This window comes from Rhizobium sp. N621, from assembly GCF_001664325.1.
Taxonomy (GTDB): Bacteria; Pseudomonadota; Alphaproteobacteria; order Rhizobiales; family Rhizobiaceae; genus Rhizobium; species Rhizobium esperanzae.
Genome location: NZ_CP013495.1, coordinates 3011834 through 3028682, shown reverse-complemented (window position 1 = coordinate 3028682; position 16849 = coordinate 3011834). Strand labels below are relative to the sequence as shown.

At 61.5% G+C, this 16849-nt stretch carries 15 protein-coding genes; 7 read left to right on the top strand and 8 right to left on the bottom strand.

Annotated elements, in window-relative coordinates:
- Positions 1-93 precede the first annotated feature (93 nt).
- The 4 genes from AMK00_RS14750 to metF all read left to right on the top strand — a co-directional run bounded on the left by AMK00_RS14750 (position 94) and on the right by metF (position 4674).
- On the top strand, positions 94-834 hold the full coding sequence (locus AMK00_RS14750) for a ribonuclease T2 family protein (RefSeq protein WP_064811734.1): 741 nt from the start codon (positions 94-96) through the stop codon (positions 832-834).
- Positions 835-931: 97 nt separating this feature from the next.
- Positions 932-2581, top strand: coding sequence for an energy-dependent translational throttle protein EttA (ettA, locus tag AMK00_RS14745; RefSeq protein ID WP_064810835.1), 1650 nt, complete (start codon positions 932-934; stop codon positions 2579-2581).
- 163 nt (positions 2582-2744) lie between these two features.
- A complete protein-coding gene (locus AMK00_RS14740) occupies positions 2745-3770 on the top strand; it encodes an ArsR/SmtB family transcription factor (RefSeq protein WP_064811733.1) in 1026 nt (341 codons plus the stop codon).
- 1 nt (position 3771) lies between these two features.
- Complete coding sequence (gene metF / locus AMK00_RS14735) at positions 3772-4674, top strand: methylenetetrahydrofolate reductase [NAD(P)H] (RefSeq protein WP_020921810.1); 903 nt, start codon at positions 3772-3774, stop codon at positions 4672-4674.
- Positions 4675-5126: 452 nt separating this feature from the next.
- Here the strand turns inward: metF and AMK00_RS14730 are convergent, their stop codons facing one another.
- From AMK00_RS14730 to AMK00_RS14710, 5 genes are all read right to left on the bottom strand, one after another.
- Positions 5127-6032, bottom strand: a complete 906-nt coding sequence (locus AMK00_RS14730; protein ID WP_064803850.1) for a DMT family transporter — start codon at positions 6030-6032, stop codon at positions 5127-5129.
- Positions 6033-6160: 128 nt separating this feature from the next.
- Complete coding sequence (locus AMK00_RS14725) at positions 6161-7381, bottom strand: lytic murein transglycosylase (protein WP_064803848.1); 1221 nt, start codon at positions 7379-7381, stop codon at positions 6161-6163.
- Between the two features lie 81 nt (positions 7382-7462).
- The gene (locus AMK00_RS14720) at positions 7463-8260 is read right to left on the bottom strand and encodes a glycoside hydrolase family 25 protein (RefSeq protein ID WP_064810834.1); all 798 of its coding nucleotides are present in this window, start codon (positions 8258-8260) and stop codon (positions 7463-7465) included.
- A 127-nt stretch (positions 8261-8387) separates the two neighbouring features.
- Complete coding sequence (locus tag AMK00_RS14715; RefSeq protein WP_064810833.1) at positions 8388-9059, bottom strand: class I SAM-dependent methyltransferase; 672 nt, start codon at positions 9057-9059, stop codon at positions 8388-8390.
- Positions 9056-10300 (bottom strand): DUF3419 family protein, encoded by a 1245-nt coding sequence (locus AMK00_RS14710; RefSeq protein WP_064810832.1) that lies wholly within the window; start codon positions 10298-10300, stop codon positions 9056-9058. Before AMK00_RS14710 ends, AMK00_RS14715 begins: the two co-directional genes overlap by 4 nt.
- A 194-nt stretch (positions 10301-10494) precedes the next feature.
- Between AMK00_RS14710 and AMK00_RS14705 the strand changes: the two genes are divergently transcribed.
- Positions 10495-11916, top strand: a complete 1422-nt coding sequence (locus AMK00_RS14705) for a serine hydrolase domain-containing protein (RefSeq protein WP_064810831.1) — start codon at positions 10495-10497, stop codon at positions 11914-11916.
- A 45-nt stretch (positions 11917-11961) separates the two neighbouring features.
- Here AMK00_RS14705 and AMK00_RS14700 read toward each other — a convergent pair whose 3' ends face one another.
- From AMK00_RS14700 to AMK00_RS14690, 3 genes are all read right to left on the bottom strand, one after another.
- Positions 11962-12903: a lytic transglycosylase domain-containing protein gene (locus AMK00_RS14700; RefSeq protein ID WP_064803838.1), complete on the bottom strand. Its 942-nt coding sequence runs from the start codon at positions 12901-12903 to the stop codon at positions 11962-11964.
- A gap of 145 nt (positions 12904-13048) precedes the next feature.
- Positions 13049-13684 carry a LysE family translocator gene (locus tag AMK00_RS14695; protein WP_064803836.1) on the bottom strand — a complete coding sequence of 212 codons (636 nt, stop codon included), beginning with the start codon at positions 13682-13684 and terminating at the stop codon, positions 13049-13051.
- Positions 13685-13742: 58 nt separating this feature from the next.
- A complete protein-coding gene (locus tag AMK00_RS14690) occupies positions 13743-14954 on the bottom strand; it encodes a pyrophosphate--fructose-6-phosphate 1-phosphotransferase (RefSeq protein ID WP_064803834.1) in 1212 nt (403 codons plus the stop codon).
- 389 nt (positions 14955-15343) lie between these two features.
- Between AMK00_RS14690 and AMK00_RS14685 the strand changes: the two genes are divergently transcribed.
- Complete coding sequence (locus tag AMK00_RS14685) at positions 15344-16051, top strand: J domain-containing protein (RefSeq protein WP_064803832.1); 708 nt, start codon at positions 15344-15346, stop codon at positions 16049-16051.
- Positions 16048-16809: an N-acetylmuramoyl-L-alanine amidase gene (locus AMK00_RS14680; RefSeq protein ID WP_064803830.1), complete on the top strand. Its 762-nt coding sequence runs from the start codon at positions 16048-16050 to the stop codon at positions 16807-16809. The genes AMK00_RS14685 and AMK00_RS14680 overlap by 4 nt, the downstream gene beginning before the upstream one ends.
- The last annotated feature ends 40 nt before the right edge of the window (positions 16810-16849 follow it).

Sequence of the window (16849 nt, the reverse complement as noted above, 5' to 3'; positions counted from 1 at the left end):
GATAACAAAATACGGGAACGTTGCGATTCAGGGTTGCTGATGTTTACTCTTTGTGCTTATCTGTTCGTGCATTGTTCTAATATGGGGGTTGAAATGAGCAGCATGCAGTTGCGTACCTTGACGTTCGCCGTATCGATAGCCCTTGCCGGCGCCGCCATGGCGCAGGAGGCCGACGGACGTACCCGTTTCATTCTTGCGGCGAGCTGGCAGCCCGCCTTCTGCCAGACGAACCAGAAGAAGCCCGAATGCGCAAGCCAGACCGGCGAGCGCCATGACGCGACGAATTTCTCGCTGCACGGCCTCTGGCCGATGCGGCAGGATTATTGCGGCGTCAGCGACGATCAGAAGGCTGCTGACAAGGACGGTAAATGGGCTGCATTGCCGGAAGTGACGCTTTCGGCCGAAACGCAGGCGGCGCTGGCAAAGGCGATGCCCGGCACGCAGTCCGGCCTTGAACGGCACGAATGGACAAAGCATGGGACCTGCACGAAATTGAGTGTGGAGGATTATTTCGGCGTCGGTGTCCATCTGGTGGATGCTCTCAACGCATCGGCCGTGCGCGATCTCTTTGCCGCCAATATCGGCAAGACGGTCAAGGCCGAAGCGATCAAGGCTGCTTTCGACAAGAGCTTCGGGCCGGGTGCGGGCGAGCGCGTCAAGATGAGCTGCCGGCGAGCTGGCAATGTCAGGGTGATCAGCGAGTTGACGATCGGCCTGTCTGCGGATGCGGGAGCGGCATCGGCAAAAAGCGCGGGCCTTGCCGATCTGATCCAGGGGGCGGGAAAAACCTCGTTCGGCTGTGACGAGGGCGTTGTCGATGCGGCGGGCTTCTGACCGGAATCCGGCGTAAACGGGTTTCGGCGTTGCTCACAGGCGCTGTTTCGCCTACATAGCGGCACGAAACGAAGTTTCCCGCCCGGAGCAGCGCAGCATGGCACGTCAATTCATCTATCATATGTCCGGCCTCAACAAGGCCTATGGCAACAAGAAGATCCTGGAGAACATCCACCTTTCCTTCTACCCGGATGCCAAGATCGGCATCCTCGGACCGAACGGGGCCGGTAAATCCACTGTGCTGCGCATCATCGCGGGCCAGGACAAGGAGTATACCGGCGAAGCCTGGCTCGCCGAGGGTGCCACGGTCGGCTATCTCGAGCAGGAGCCGAAACTCGACCCCACCAAGACGGTTTTCGAGAACGTCATGGAAGGTGTTGCCGCGAAGACGGCGATCGTCGATCGTTATAACGAATTGATGATGAACTATTCGGACGAGACCGCGGAAGAGGGGGCGAAGCTCCAGGACATCATCGACAGCCAGAACCTCTGGGATCTGGAAAGTCAGGTCGAGATGGCGATGGAAGCCCTGCGCTGCCCGCCGCGCGATGCCGAAGTCACCAGCCTGTCCGGTGGTGAGCGCCGCCGCATCGCACTCTGCCGCCTGCTGCTCTCGCAGCCCGATCTGCTGCTGCTCGACGAGCCGACCAACCATCTGGATGCCGAAACCATCGCCTGGCTCGAAAAGCATCTGCGCGACTATCCCGGCGCCGTGATGATGATTACCCACGACCGCTACTTCCTGGACAATGTCACCGGCTGGATCCTCGAACTCGACCGCGGCCGCGGCATCCCTTACGAAGGCAACTACTCCGCCTATCTGCAGGCCAAGGCCAAGCGCATGCTGCAGGAAAACCGCGAAGAGGCATCGCGCCAGAAGGCGATCAGCCGCGAGCAGGAATGGATTGCTTCCAGCCCGAAGGCTCGCCAGGCCAAGTCGAAGGCGCGTATCAAATCCTACGAGCAGTTGGTGGAGGCGGCCGAGAAGCAGCGTCCCGGCGACGCGCAGATCATCATCCCGGTGAGCGAACGGCTCGGCCAGGTGGTCATCGAGTTGGAAGGCATCACCAAAGGCTTCGAGGATCGCACGCTGATCAACGACCTGTCGATCAAGCTGCCGCCGGGCGGCATCGTCGGCATCATCGGCCCGAACGGCGCCGGCAAGACGACCCTGTTCAAGATGATCACCGGCCAGGAAAAGCCGGATAGCGGCTCGATCCGCATCGGCGAGACTGTGCATCTCGGTTATGTCGACCAGAGCCGCGACGCGCTGGCCGCCGACAAGACGGTCTGGGAGGAAATCTCCGGCGGCGCCGAAATCATCAAGCTCGGCAAGTTCGACATGAACTCGCGTGCCTATTGCGGCGCCTTCAACTTCAAGGGCGGCGACCAGCAGCAGAAGGTCGGCAATCTCTCGGGTGGTCAGCGCAACCGTGTGCACCTCGCCAAGATGCTGAAGGCTGGTGGCAACGTTCTGCTGCTCGACGAACCGACCAACGACCTCGATACGGAAACGCTCGGCGCTCTCGAAAACGCGCTTGAGAATTTCGCCGGCTGCGCCATCATCATCAGCCACGACCGCATGTTCCTCGACCGTCTGGCCACGCATATCCTGGCTTTCGAAGGCGAGGGCCATGTCGAATGGTTCGAAGGCAATTTCGAGGACTACGAGCAGGACAAGATCCGCCGTCTCGGCCCGGATGCGCTGAACCCGGGCAGCCAGGCCCATAAGCGCCTGACACGCTGATCCTGCTTCATTTCTGATTGCGAAAGCCCCGGTTCGGCCGGGGCTTTTTCATGTCAGACCCTGTCGCAATTTGCGCAGGCAATTTCGCGAACAGTGTGAATTGCCGCTTGCCACCGCTTTTCAAATCACATAAAGATATCTTTATATCTTGATTGGGCCAATGATGAGCGAACCTTTGAAGCTGGGACTGGATGGGTTGGTGGACGTCTTGAAGGCGGCCGGCGAGCCCACGCGTCTGCGCCTTCTGGCGCTTCTCGACGGTGGCGATCTAACGGTCACCGATCTTACCGAAATTCTCGGTCAATCCCAGCCGCGCATCTCCCGCCACCTGAAGCTGCTCGGCGAGGCCGAACTGATCGAACGCTACCAAGAAGGCGCCTGGGCCTATTTCCGCCTCAAGCAGGACGGCAAGGCGGCCATGCTCGTGCGGGCGCTGCTGAAACATGTCTCCGAGAATGATCCGACCATTCTTCGCGATGGCGAACGGCTTTCGCAGGTCAAGCGCCAGCGGGCCGAGCGGGCGCAGGCCTATTTCAGCCGCAACGCCGCGGAGTGGGACGAGCTTCGCCGCCTGCACGCGGCTGATGAGGAGGTCGACGCCGCCGTCATCCGCCTGCTCGGCAACCAGCCGATCGATTCGTTGCTCGATCTCGGCACCGGCACCGGCCGCATCCTCGAACTCCTGTCTGGGCTCTATCGCCGCGCTATCGGTGTCGACGCCAGCCGCGACATGCTGAGCGTGGCGCGCGCTAATCTCGACAAGTCGCGTATCACCAAGGCGACGGTGCGCCACGCCGATATCCTCAACCTGCCGTTCGAGGGGCAGGATTTCGACCTGGTGACGATTCATCAGGTGCTGCATTTCTTCGACCAGCCGGAGATTGCGATCGCGGAGGCGGCGCGCATGCTGCGACCGGGCGGGCGGCTCGTGGTTATCGACCTCGCGCCGCACACGCTCGAATATCTTCGTGACGAACATGCCCATGTCCGTCTCGGCTTTTCGCACCAGGCGATGTCCGACTGGCTGCGCAAGGCCGGGCTCGACGTCGAGCAGGTCGTCGATCTTCATCCGGGTCAGCAGGGCGGGCAGGGGTTGACGGTCACCGTCTGGCTCGCGCGCGATCCGAGGCGCCTCATGGCTTCGCAACTAAGCGAAGGCGCCGAACCTACAATTGCCGGGAGAGTATGACATGGCTTTGAAAAACGAAGGACGCGGGCGCAACTTCGGAATCTCCTTCGAATTCTTTCCGCCGAAATCGGAAGAAATGGAAGGGCAGCTCTGGGATACCGTCGCTAAGCTGCAGGATTGGGACCCGGATTTCGTGTCGGTGACCTATGGCGCCGGCGGCACCACCAAGGCGCCGACGCTTTCGGCGGTGACGCGCTTCCTGTCGCAGACGCCGCTTGCCACCGCCTCGCACCTGACCTGCGTCGGTGCGACGAAGGAGGAAACGCATCAAATGATCGATACGTTTCGCAAGGTCGGAGTAAAGCATTTCGTGGCGTTGCGCGGTGATGCGCCTGGCGGCGTCGGGGCGCCCTATCAGCCGCATCCCGGCGGTTACGCCAATGCTGCGGAACTGGTGGCCGGCCTCAAGTCGGTCGGTGATTTCGAGATTTCGGTCTCCGCCTATCCGGAAAAGCATCCCGAAAGCCGTGATACGGCCGCCGATATCGAGATGCTGAAGCGCAAGGCCGACAACGGCGCCGACCGGGCGCTGACGCAATTCTTCTTCGACAACGACAATTTCGAGCGCTACCTGGAGCGGGTGCGCGCCGCCGGCATCTCGATCCCGATCGTGCCCGGCATCATGCCGATCCAGAACCTGACGCAGTTGAAGCGTTTCGCCGGCGCCTGCGGCGCGGTCATACCCGCCTTCCTCGACGAGCGCTTCGCGGGCTTCGACGACAAGCCCGAGGATCGGGCAAAGGTCGCGGCCGAAGTTGCTGCCGAGCAGATCGAGGATCTCGTCCGCCGAGGCATCGGTGATTTCCATCTTTATACGATGAACCGCGCACCGCTGGTTTCCGCGGTGCTCGACAATCTCGGCTACTCCCGCCGGGCGGCAAAGAGCGCGGGCGCCGCCGCTTGATTCTCCAGACGTTCAAAAGTGAAAAAGCGCATGTCGGGCGGGACATGCGCTTTTTCGTTGGCGGATTGATCAGGGGAGTTTAGGCACTATCAGCGTTACCAGCCCGTCAGCTCAGATAAAGAGCATGGACAGGACGAAAGCAAACGCTGCACTGACCAACAGAACATTCAAGGATTGCGTGAGTCCCATGTCTGTCTCCTCGCGTTAACCGGCCGATATTATGTCTGAAATATGTCGGTTGAAAAGCGGATTCTATGCTGCGCTGCCGAAGCGGCCGGTGGATAAGTCGAATGCAGTTTTCACAAGCTTTTGATAAAACGAGATAATTTCGCGTTTATTTTTGTTCACAGTTTTTAACGCGTCGTTAAATCGGGCGATTGGGAATTTACCTATGTGCCTGAAACAGGGCAGATCGACAATCGGTTGAAAACATAGGAATATACAGCCAGCTCTCACGCGGCTTTCACCAGCAGGCGGTAGGCGCGGCCATCGAGGATGACAAGGCCGAAACCGATCAGCGCCATGCCGGCGAATTCGCCAACCGCCAGCCGTTCTCCCAGGAAAAGCACGCCGAGAAGGATCGCGCTCGGCGGCACCAACAGGGTGACAAGTGAGGCGTTGGTGGCGCCTGCCGCCGCCATGATCCGAAAATACAGAATGTAGGCGAAGGCGGTCGACACCAGCGCCAGTGCCAGGACGGCGAGCAGGATATCGAGCGGCGGCAAGGAGAGCGTCCAGGGGCGATCGGCCAGCAGCGACAGCGGCAAAGTGATCAACGAGGACGCGGTCAACTGGCCGGCTGCGGTGACTGGTGCCGGAACGTCCTTGAATCGCTTGCCGTAGGTCGCCGCGAACCCGTAGGAGATGGCGGCAAGCACGGGAAGCAGCAGCGCCCAGAGGGGGGCTTGGCCGCTGGCCGACAGGCCGGGGCCGACCAGCACGATCGTTCCGGCGAGGCCGACGAGGCAGCCGGCGATCTTGGCCGAGGACAACTTTTCGTCGGAGGTGAGATAATTGGCGATCAGCACGGTCCAGATCGGCGTCGTCGCGTTCAGGATCGCCGCAAGGCCGGCGCCGATGCGGGTCTGGCCGAAGAAGATCAGCGCATGCGGCAGGGCATTGTTGATCAGCCCGAGGATCAGGAATTCGCGCCAGCGGGCTTTCAGAGTCGGATAGATATCGAAACGGCCGGCGATATAGACGTGCAGCGCCAGCCCGGCCAGCAGCAGACGGAGGAAGACAAGCGTCAGTGGCGGGATATGCTGGACGGCGATGCGTGCGAAGAAAAAGGAGCCGCCCCAGATAAGACCAAGCAGGAGCAGCAGGCTCCAGATCCAGGCACTCATTCTGCTGTCCATGCCGTCTTCCTCCATCCAAAGCCGCATCGTTTAGACCCGGCGGCGCTCCTCACCATTATGCTTTAACGCGGAGGATAAGCGGCGCCACCCGTTTCTTGCGAAACGAGCGGCGGGAGTGTCAGTGGCGATCAGAGAGCGTTGAGAAGGGCAGGCGTCGCCCAGCCGTCGGCCGGTATGCCCAAGCGCTGCTGTTCCTTCTGGATCGCGATACGCGTGCCGGATCCGAGAATGCCGTCGATCTCGCCGACATCGTGGCCGAGCGACTGCAGCTTGGTTTGCAGCGTCTTCATCTGGTCGTTGGCAAGCCCTTGTTCCGGTGCGCCCTTGAGATAGGTCGGGGCGCCGGAAAGGCGGGTGGCGAAATAGGCGGCCGACGTCGTGTAGATGAACGACTTGTTCCATTCGAGATAGATCTTGAAATTCGGGTAGGCGATGAAAGCCGGTCCCATGCGGCCCTGCGGCAACACGAGATCGCCTTCGAGATCGCCGAAAGCGGTGTTGCCGTCGCGCGGCTTGACGCCGAGCGCGAACCATTCGCCGGCCTTCATCGTGCCGCCGAGGCCGGATTTCTCCCAGGGCAGGTTGTCGGGCACGGTGACTTCCTGCAGCCAGGGCTGGCCGCGCTCGAAGCCGAGGTGCTGGATGAATTTCGCCGCCGTCAGGACGGCGTCCGGGCCGCTCTGCTTCACGTGGATATGGCCGTCGCCGTCGCCATCCATGCCATAGGCGATGATGTCGCGCGGTAGCATCTGGACCTGGCCGATCTCGCCGGCCCAGGCGCCGGTATTGGTGGCGGGATCGAGGTCGCCGTGCTCGACCATCTCGATCAAGGCGATCAGCTGCGGGCGGAAGAGCTCCGGGCGGCGGCAGTCGTGCGACAGCGTCACCAGGGCATTGCGGGTGTTGAAATCGCCCTGGACGGCACCGAAATCGGTTTCCATCGCCCAGAATGCGGTGATGACGCCTGGGGGAACTCCGAATTCCTGCTCGGCCCGGGCAAACACCTCGGCATATTGCTTCATCTTCTGGCGGCCGATGTCGAGGCGGGCCTGGCTGACGGTGCGCTGCGAGAATTCGAGGAAGGTCTGCTTGAAGACGCCCTGGGCACGATCCCGGCTCAGGACCTTGGGATCGATTTCGGCGCCGGCCAGCGCCTCGTCGGCGGCTGCGGCGCTGGCGCCTGCGGCGACCGCATCAGCCTTGACGCCCTGGAGGAAGGCAGACAGATCGCCGCCGCAGGGGGCTGCCGGAGCCGAGGCCGCTGGCGCCTGCTGGGCGGCCGCGCCGCCTGCAATAGCGAGGGCAAACAGGAGGGCGAGTGCAGAGCGGCTTGTGAGCGAGCGGTGCATGAATGCGGTCCTTATAGCAAATGGATGCCCGTCGCTTTCACAGAGGAATGTGACGGAAGCAAGAAAGATTGAAAGACGTTACTAAGAATTTCTATCCTTGGAAACGGCCGCGACCCAATTGTTCCAGTTCTTTGCGCTGCCGGCAAAGACGTTGATGTCGGTCGGCCCCTTGATGCCGGGAATAACGCCGGTCGAGGTATATTGCCAGAAGGCCCAGCGGCGGTCGGAATAGGTCACCTCGGGATGTTTTGCCACCGAGCGGACCCAGAAGTGATAGTCCTGGAAGTAGCCGGCGAGATTGTCGCGGTGGAAATCGACCGAGGTGTAGATAATCGGGCGCTTGCCGTAATAGGCCTCCAGTCGGTCCATGAAACGCTGCATTTCGGAGCGTACGGTTTTCGCGTCGGGGCGGTAGCGGCAGGTCTTCGATTCGGCGTTCCATTCGACGTCAAGCACCGGCGGCAGGCGCATGGCCTCCTTCGGCACATTGCGGATGAACCAGTCGGCCTGCTCATCGGCCGAGGAGCAGAAATAATAGAAATGGTAGGGGGCGTTCGGGATGCCGGCGGCGCGCGCCTCGCGCCAATATTCATCGAAGCGCGGGTCGACCCTGTCCTTACCTTCCGTCGCCTTGATGAAGGCGAAGGCGACGCCGGAATTCCTCACCGTCGCCCAGTCGATATCGCCCTGCCATTTGGAGATGTCGATGCCGTGGATTGCATTCTGCTGCGGATGCTTCGGGCCGAAATCCTGCGGATCGGTGTCCTGGAAGCGCGTCTTCGGTTTGATCGATGCAGTTTCGAGATAGTCGTGACCGGAGGAGGAACAGCCCGCCAGCAGGCTGACCAGGGGCAGAACGCAAAACAAAAGCCGGCGCATGGGTATCCCGTCGTGAACCGAATGATCTCTTTGCCCCACAGCCTGACCTTCGAAAATGACGAGCCCAGCAGAGGAATAACCCTCTTTTCATCATATCAACGTAAAAAATCGGTTAGTTTCAAGCGAATTATGAGCGCCTGCTGATGGCCGCCCGCCAAGCGTAACCGCCGCCGACTGTTTCGAAGGACAATCGCGCATTGTGTTCCTCGGCCTGCGCTTCCAAGATCTCCTGCAGATCGGCGCGTGGAGTGACGTGGAATTTTGCAAGCCAGGTCTGCAGCATGCGGCGGAACCAACGCGGCAGGCCTTCCTGCTGGCCGAAATCGACGATATGCAGCTGGCCGCCGGGATTGAGTGCGGCGATAGACGCATCGACGGCGCGTTCCCAGTCCGGGATCATCGACAGAGCATAGGAAATCAGGATGCGGTCGAAGCCGCTGACGCCGAATTCGCGCGGCGTAAACGCCGTGGCGTCGGCGACGCGGAATTCCGGGATTGTCGCTTTCGTAGCGAAGGTCTTGCGCGCCGAGATCAGCATTTCCTGGGAAATGTCGAGGCCGAACAGCTTGGCACTCGGGAAATACCTGTGGGCCAAAGCCATGTTGCGCCCGGTGCCGCAGCCGACTTCGAGCAGCGTGCCGCCATCAGGCACGTCGAGATTGCGAATCGTGCTGTCGCGGCCGAGGAGGTAATATTTGCGGGTCAGGTCGTAGATATGGCGCTGGTAGCGGTACATGCCATCCATCAGGCTGGCATGTTGATCGCTCTTTCCTGCCGTCTCGGTGCCGACCTTGCTCACGCCTTCTTCCCGTAAATATGGAAGCCGCCGTAGATCGCCGAGCGATCGAGCGCCGTCAGTTCGCGTGACTTCTCTTCGAAGTAATCCCACTGATCGCGGATCGACGGAGATAGGCGGCCTTCAATGATGCTCTTTTCGGCTGCGGTGCGGAAGATCACGCGCGCGCCTTCGCGCGCCGTGCGGGTGATTTCCCGCCAGACGTCGTTCAGTTGGCCATCGGTCATCCAGTCCTGCGCGTCGAGCAGGATGTAACGGTCGCGGGAGGCCGCCGGCTCGCGGGCCAGCAGTTCGGTGAAGCTTGCGTGGTGGACGTTGACGCGGTCGACATTTGCGCGGATCACCTCGTAGTGCTCCGGCTTCAGATAAGTCGGCAGCGGGCCTTCTTCTTCGGTGCCGTAGCAGCGGCCGAAGGCCTGCCAGGCGAAATAGTTGTCGCGCATCGGGAAATGACAGGCGAGCTTTTCCAGGCGATGCTTCAGCACCGGCGCGATCGAATGATCGGCGGCAAGACTTGCGAGCTCGTCATATTGCTGCGGCGGAATGCCGAGGCCGAAGAGCGAGCTTTTGCGGCCGGTGATCCAGCGTACGACCGGCTTTTCGAACAGGGGGGCGATTTGCTCGTCGAAGAACTGGCGCTGCTCGCGGATGGAGCGGGTCTTGGTCATTTCGCGCAGCTTGACGCCGTGCAGACGGGCAAGGAGATGGGCTGCGCCGATGAAGCGGCCGAGCAAGCCGGTTTCATAGATATTGCGGTCGAAGACGGTGACGCGGCGGCGTCCGAATTTGCGGCCGTTCCAATAGCTGCGGGTCGCCTCGTCGAGATTGGCGGCAAGATGCCGGTCGAAGGCGCGGCTGTTCGACTTCTCGTTCGGCATCGCCAGGAAGCGGACGAGATCCGTATGATCGGGCAGATGCTTGAAGGCGGCGAGCTTCAGTTTGTTCAGGGCGATATGGTGCGGGTTGAGGTCGACGACGTCGATCGAGGCCGGTGCCTTGGAGAGATAGGCGAGCATGTTGCAGCCGCCGGAGCCGATGGTGACGATGCGATGATTGGGCTTCAGCTCCATCGCCTGCATGTCGAGATCCGGATCCTCCCAGATCTGTGGATAGACGAGGCCGGAGAAGAGAAGACCGAAGAGACGCTCGGAGAAGCCCTCCTTCGAAAAAGCCTTGTGGCGGAGAAGGGCGTCCTTGAGTTTCCGGTTCTTGCGGAAGCCGGCATCCGGTGCAAATTCTGACATGAGTCTGTCACCTTTTTAGCGTTCAGGGCGTGTAGCGCGCCACTGCTACAGTTTGATGACGCGGGCTGTGGGCCTGCGCCCTTCGAAAACACTGCCCTCCTCGGAAAGTGATCGTGGTGACGGAATATTCTTCGCGTCGCGCCCTTTCCGGCAGGCGGAATTCCTGCTTCTCTCCGGGCATTCGGAGGAATGCCATGCGATTTGTCCTGCGTATCCTGAAGGCGCTTGCTTTCCTTGTCGTTCTCATCGTCGTTGCCGGCGCTGCCTGGCTGTTCGTCCGGCCGCCGGAGCTTCTGCGCGTCGGCGACGGCTATGCCGCCAAGATCGTTTGCTCCAATGTCTTCATTGCCGGCCGCAACGCCGAAGACGTCCTGGCGGATGACGTGCAGGCGCCGGGAAATCCGCTGCTGCGGCTCGTGCGCGTCAGCGTCGACCGCGACAGCAACCGTGTGACCGCGCGCTTCCTGGGGCTGTTTGCTTCGAGCCACGCACTCTACCGCGGCGCTTTCGGCTGCACGAGCGTGCCCGACGGCGATTTCGAGGCGGCGGTGAATGCGGTAGCTTTCGACGCGCCGGCCAGAATGGAGGCGAACGCGGCGTTGTGGCCGGAAGGCGAGGGTGTCGGCGGTCGGGACGAAAAGATCGCTGCGGTGCTTAACGATACAGGGCTTGCCGGCCCGGCCATGCGGGGGATCGTGGTGGTGCGCGATGGCCGAATCGTCGCTGAAGCCTATGGTTCCGGATTTTCAGCGAAGACGCCGCTGATCGGCTGGTCGATGACGAAGACGGTGAATGCGGCCATCCTCGGCCGGCTGATGCTCGATGGCAAGATTTCCTTCGACGATGATCATCTGCTGGCGCAGTGGAAGGACGATCAGCGCGCCAGGATCAAGGTATCCGACTTGCTCGGCATGGAGAGCGGCCTGGCGTTCAACGAAGACTATGGCAACGTCGCTGACGTGACGCGCATGCTCTATCTCGACCCCGACATGGTGTCGTTGCCGGCCAATGCGCCGATGGAGGCGGCACCGGGTCAGCGCTTCCGCTATTCGAGCGGCACGGCGGTGCTCTTGTCGCGCATCTGGATGGACAGAGTCGGCAATGCGCCGGCAGCCTTCTCCTATCCGCACGACGCGCTCTTCTTGCCGCTCGGCATGACGAGTGCGGTCCTCGAACTCGACGCGCGCGGCACCTTTGTCGGAAGCTCCTATCTCTACGCGACGGCGCATGATTGGGCACGCTTCGGGCAGTTCCTGCTGCAGGATGGGGTGTGGAACGGCCAGCGGCTGTTGCCGGAGGGCTTCGTCGGCGCCATGCGCACGCCGACGGCGGCCTCGAACGGCCGGTATACGCAAGGTCAGGCCTGGCTCGCGCCCGGTGGCTCCAGCGCCGCGTTCGGGTTGCCAGAGGATACGTTCTGGCTCACGGGGCATGACGGGCAGAGCATGGCGATCGTCCCTTCCGCCAATCTGGTCGTCGTCCGGCTCGGGCTGACGCCGGGCTGGCTCGGCTATCAGCCGCAAACGCTTCTGAAGGCGATCCTGGCGGCGTTGCCGCAATCGGGAGCGCCGCAACAGCAGGCCGGATCACAAGGGCAGGCTCAGCCGCAGCCGTAGGCTATGACCGCTGTTTCAACTGGGCTGTTTCGGCAGATGCCCGGTTCAGTAATTACCCTGGGCGACGTCGTTCATGCCCTTGCGCTTGGCGTCGTAATAATAGCCGCGCGCATAGAGGCGGACGGCGTCGTCTTCCTTGTTGTCGGAGACGAGCCAGGCGCCACGCAGATATTTTGCGGCATATTTGATGTTGGTCTCGGCGTCGAAGAGGCCGCCCGGCGCACCGTCATAGCCCATGGACTTGGCGGTGTTGTATTTGATCTGCATGAGGCCGAAATAGCCGCGCTTGTTGTAAGCCTTCGGATTGTAGCGGCTCTCGCGATGGACGATGCGGTGGAGCAGCGTCTCGGGAATTTCGTAGATCTTCGAATATTTCTGGATGAGCTTGGTGACGAAGCTCTTCTCGACCGTCGGCGCATCGTCCCTGTCGTCGTCGCTGAACATCGGGGGAGCCGTCGGCGGATCGATCGGTCCTGACTCGTCGAAGCCGTAATCCATGGAGCGCGGCGTGGTGTCGACTGCGGCAAGTGCTGCAAGCGCGCTGTTCTGCGGCGTGGCGGCGAAGGCAAGCTGCGTTGCCGGCGGCGCGGGGGTTCCCGGGCGCGGCGTCGGCACGACGGACTGGATCGCCGTCATCTCAGGCGTCAACGGGATCTGCGCGTAGGCCGCTGGCTGTATGCCGGCCTGCATGGTCAGATCGGCAGGCTGGGAGCCCGGCGCAGTCGGCATAGCCGTTGCGGTGAGCGAGGGAGCTGCCTGGGGAAGACCGGTACCGGCGATTGCCTGGCCGGCAGCACCTTCCGCTGTGGGGACCGCGGCGAGCATCGCATCTTCGCCGGGCTTCGGCGTCGGCACCACTGTCTGAGCAGCTGTCAGTTCGGCCTGAGAGGTATATTCGACGCTCGTGCAGCCGGTGATCACGCCGCAGCAGAGCATCGTGGAAACGACAAGACCGCGTTTCAGGCCGGACAATCCGATCGCTACCATTCCGTCACTTTCGTGAAATCGCGCCGCCCCGGCAGCGTTATAAAAGTTACTAAAAAGCTTAAACCCGATGACCCCATTAACTTATTCGTTGCATTCCGGCAACCACGGAATATTTCTAAGCTGCAATAGCGCGATACCCGGATTTTTAAGCCGCAATACGCCGATACCCAGCCGTGACGGCGCCTGCAGCGATCAGCAGAGTGCCGCCGGTCCGGTTGACGGCGCGCTGGACGCTCGCCTTGCGAATCAGTCCGCGAGCGGAATGGGCGAGAAAAGCATAGGTGGCGGCGTTGAAGATCGCCAGCACCAGGAAGGTCGCTTCCATGATCGCCATCTGCCCGAAGAAGGGCAGGGCCGGGTTGAGGAACTGCGGCACGAAGGCGACGAAGAAGACGATACTCTTCGGATTGAGGGCGGTGACGATATAGGCGTGAAGGAAGATCTTAAGAGACTTTTCCTCCGGCAGATTGTCGTTATCGGCGACCGGCTCGCCAATCACCGGAGCACGCCAGAGCTTGATTCCCAGCCAGATCAGATAGGCGCCGCCGATCCACTTCAAAAGCGTGAAGAGAGCGGCGGAGGTGGCGAGCACCGCGCCGAGACCGAAGAGGGACGCTGTCATGGCGGTGAAGTCGCCGAGCGCCACGCCGCTCACCGTCGCAAAGGCCGTCCGGCGGCCATGGCCGAGCGCATAGGAAACGACGAGCAGTATCGTCGGCCCCGGTATGGCCAGCATGATGGCGGATGCGGCAGCAAAAGCGAGCCAGGCTTCAAGCGACATGGAATCTCCTCCTATCCCGTCGGGAACAAGCAAAGACACCATATTAACCGTCCGTCAATCATGCTTCTTTGTATTTCTGCCCTATATTATCCATGACTTCGGCAAACCATGCCGTCGACAGGTCAAAAGCTTTGCCACCTTTGATGCGGGGAAATTCTATAGTGCGCAACTTACCGTTCTGCGCTTCGTCGTGACCGGTGACGCCGGAGACCTTATTGAGCGCGCTTTCGACGGCGAGATCGACCATGCTCTGGATCAGCCTGAGGTCGTCGCCATTGGCCGGCGCCGAGCGAGCGAAATAGCCCGATTTCTGCACCAGCGAACGCTCGGCGTTGAGGAGGTTGGCGAACTGCTTCTGGAACCAGGCGCCGACATTGATCGTGTCGATCTTCACGTGGCCGAAGGCGTCGCGCTTGACGGTCTCACCGGCAGCCTCGCGCTCGGCGACGATGGCGTCGAGGCAGGCACCTTCCGAGACGAAGACGGTGGCATGGCCGGCGCGGTCCATGATGTCCTTCAGGCGGGCGGCCTCGGCGTCGAGGTCGAAGGCCATTTCGGGTAGATAGACGGCGTCGATGCTCTTCAGATGCGCGTCCATCATCAGGCCGTCGACATACTGGTTGCGGCTGGTGCGCTGAAGATAGGCGCGGGCGGTGGCTGCCGTCAGCCAGCCGCAGTGGCGGCCCATCACCTCGTGGATGACGAGCGTGCGCGGTGCGGCCGTCTGCTCGTTGCTGACATTGTCGAAGAAATGCGCGCCGACTTCGGCGGCCGTCCAGGCGCCGAGCGACTGGCGGATGGGCACGACATCGTTGTCGACCGTCTTCGGCAGGCCGACGACGGTCAGGTCGTAGCCGTTGGCGGCGAGGTAGGCGGCAAGGTCGGCGGCCGTAGTATTGGTGTCGTCGCCCCCGATCGTGTGGAGAATGGTGATGCCGTCATCGGCAAGACGTTCGGCGGCGACCCTCAGCGGGTTGTCGCCTTCCTTGACAAGGCCGCGCTTGACGCAGTCGGCGGCATTGGTGAGTTTGACGCGGCTGTTGCCGATCGGCGATCCGCCGTAGCGGTGCAGCAGCGGCGCTCTTTCCCGCATTTGGCCGGTGATCTCGATCCGATCACCGAGCAGCACGCCCTGATAACCGGACCTATAGGCAACGATGTCGATTTCGGGCGCGACGTCGCTGTAGCGTTCGATGAGGCCGCCAACTGCGGAGGAAAGACAGGGCGCCAGGCCTCCGGCGGTCAGCATTGCGACTTTCTGTTTGGCCATGATCCCTCCTATGGTGTTCAGTGCGGCAGCGTTAGCTAGCGCATGGATGCGGCAGGGAAAGGGCTCTGTAAAGTAAAGAATTTACGAAAGAAGCGGCTTTTTGCCGGGTTCAACGGCGAAGGCGGCGCGAAGTATCGATATAATCGTTTCAAGCCCGCTTTGCTTGTCGGGAACTGTTTGTGGAAATCGGCGGCTAAGTATCGAGTGACATGGTGCGGGCACTCTCTTACGGCAGATCCGGCGAAAGCGACCGACCGCTTGCTGCGGTGCAATAATTACCGAATTGTGAAAACTGTTTTCGATCCTACGACCAATCGTCGCCTTGCAAAGGCTCAGATTCTTTGGTCAAGCTGACTTCTCATACTTGACAAGCGTGCGAGAGATTTTCGATGTCCTTCTGGGAAAAACTGTTGAATGCCATTGGCAATACCGCGGGCAATGCGCTTTCCGCGGTCGTCGAGGCGATCCGAACGGTTTTCGAAGGCGATCCCGAAACCCGGCGCAAAGTGGCGTTCTCCGTGGCGATCATCGCGCTTTCGGCCAAGATGGCCAAGGCCGACGGCATCGTCAGCGAGAGGGAGGTCGAGGCCTTCCGGGAAATCTTCGAATTTCCGCCGGATCAAGCCAAGAATGTCGCCAGACTTTATAACCTCGCGCGTCAGGATGTTGCCGGCTATGAGGCCTACGCCGAGCGGCTCTCCACGCTCTGCACCACCTGCGCAGCCAATTGCACGGTGCTGGAAGACGTGCTCGACGGTCTCTTCCATATCGCCAAGGCCGACGGGCTGATCCATGAGAAGGAACTGAATTTCCTGCGCCACATCGCCGAAATCTTTGAAATGAGCGAGACACGTTTCGACCAGATCGCCGCTCGCCACGTCTCGTCCGGCGGCGATCCCTACAAGGTGCTCGGCGTGTCGCCTTCCGACGATTTTCCGACGATCCGCCGCCGTTACCGCGGCCTGGTCAGCGAACATCATCCCGATCGACTGATCTCGCGTGGGGTGCCGAAGGAGTTTCATTTGATCGCCAATGAGCGCATGGCGGCGCTGAATGCAGCCTATGCGGCGATCGAGAAGGAACGCCGCGCCGCATGACCTCTTTCGAGGCCGATTATCGAGGCGCTTGCGTGCGGCCGTCGCCCAACCACGGCGAGCGGGCGGACGGGCGGCGTCCCGACATGATCCTGCTGCATTATACCGGGATGCCGACGGCCGATGACGCGCTCGACTGGCTCTGTCGGGAAGAGAGCCAGGTTTCCAGCCATTATTTCGTGCACGAGAATGGCGAGGTGATCCAGCTCGTGCCGGAGGCGCGGCGCGCCTGGCATGCGGGCAAAAGCAGCTGGCACGGCGAGAGCGATATCAATTCGCTGTCGATCGGCATCGAAATCGCCAATGCCGGCCATCCCGGCGGCCTTCCCGACTATCCGAAAGAACAGATCGCAGCAGTCATCGAATTGTGTCGTGACTGTGTCAAACGTTGGTCGATCGCGCCGGAAAGAGTGCTCGGGCATTCCGATGTCGCACCGATTCGCAAGGTCGATCCGGGCGAGAAATTCCCTTGGGCCGAGCTTCATCGGGCGGGTGTGGGGCATTGGGTCGAGCCGGCGACGATCACCGGCGGGCGTTTCTTTCAGCGCGGGGACGCCGGCCAGCCGGTGGAAGCGCTGCAGTCGATGCTGTCGCTTTATGGTTACGGCACTGAAATTACGGGCGAATTCTCCGAAAAGACCGCCGGCGACGTGGAAGCCTTCCAGCGCCATTTCCGGCCCGAACGAGTGGACGGGATCGCCGATTTCTCGACAATCGACACGCTGCACCGGCTGCTGTCGGCGCTACCGCGATTTTCCTGACGACGGCAGGTGGATTTCCGGGCAGTTTTGCCGCCACAAG

What these genes read in the sequence shown, in the direction of transcription:
- AMK00_RS14750 (WP_064811734.1), top strand. Translation starts at nt 94, where the DNA reads ATGAGCAGCATGCAGTTGCGTACCTTGACGTTCGCCGTATCGATAGCC.
- ettA (WP_064810835.1), top strand. Translation starts at nt 932, where the DNA reads ATGGCACGTCAATTCATCTATCATATGTCCGGCCTCAACAAGGCCTAT.
- AMK00_RS14740 (WP_064811733.1), top strand. Translation starts at nt 2,745, where the DNA reads ATGAGCGAACCTTTGAAGCTGGGACTGGATGGGTTGGTGGACGTCTTG.
- metF (WP_020921810.1), top strand. Translation starts at nt 3,772, where the DNA reads ATGGCTTTGAAAAACGAAGGACGCGGGCGCAACTTCGGAATCTCCTTC.
- AMK00_RS14730 (WP_064803850.1), bottom strand. Translation starts at nt 6,032, where the DNA reads ATGGACAGCAGAATGAGTGCCTGGATCTGGAGCCTGCTGCTCCTGCTT.
- AMK00_RS14725 (WP_064803848.1), bottom strand. Translation starts at nt 7,381, where the DNA reads ATGCACCGCTCGCTCACAAGCCGCTCTGCACTCGCCCTCCTGTTTGCC.
- AMK00_RS14720 (WP_064810834.1), bottom strand. Translation starts at nt 8,260, where the DNA reads ATGCGCCGGCTTTTGTTTTGCGTTCTGCCCCTGGTCAGCCTGCTGGCG.
- AMK00_RS14710 (WP_064810832.1), bottom strand. Translation starts at nt 10,300, where the DNA reads ATGTCAGAATTTGCACCGGATGCCGGCTTCCGCAAGAACCGGAAACTC.
- AMK00_RS14705 (WP_064810831.1), top strand. Translation starts at nt 10,495, where the DNA reads ATGCGATTTGTCCTGCGTATCCTGAAGGCGCTTGCTTTCCTTGTCGTT.
- AMK00_RS14700 (WP_064803838.1), bottom strand. Translation starts at nt 12,903, where the DNA reads ATGGTAGCGATCGGATTGTCCGGCCTGAAACGCGGTCTTGTCGTTTCC.
- AMK00_RS14695 (WP_064803836.1), bottom strand. Translation starts at nt 13,684, where the DNA reads ATGTCGCTTGAAGCCTGGCTCGCTTTTGCTGCCGCATCCGCCATCATG.
- AMK00_RS14690 (WP_064803834.1), bottom strand. Translation starts at nt 14,954, where the DNA reads ATGGCCAAACAGAAAGTCGCAATGCTGACCGCCGGAGGCCTGGCGCCC.
- AMK00_RS14685 (WP_064803832.1), top strand. Translation starts at nt 15,344, where the DNA reads ATGTCCTTCTGGGAAAAACTGTTGAATGCCATTGGCAATACCGCGGGC.
- AMK00_RS14680 (WP_064803830.1), top strand. Translation starts at nt 16,048, where the DNA reads ATGACCTCTTTCGAGGCCGATTATCGAGGCGCTTGCGTGCGGCCGTCG.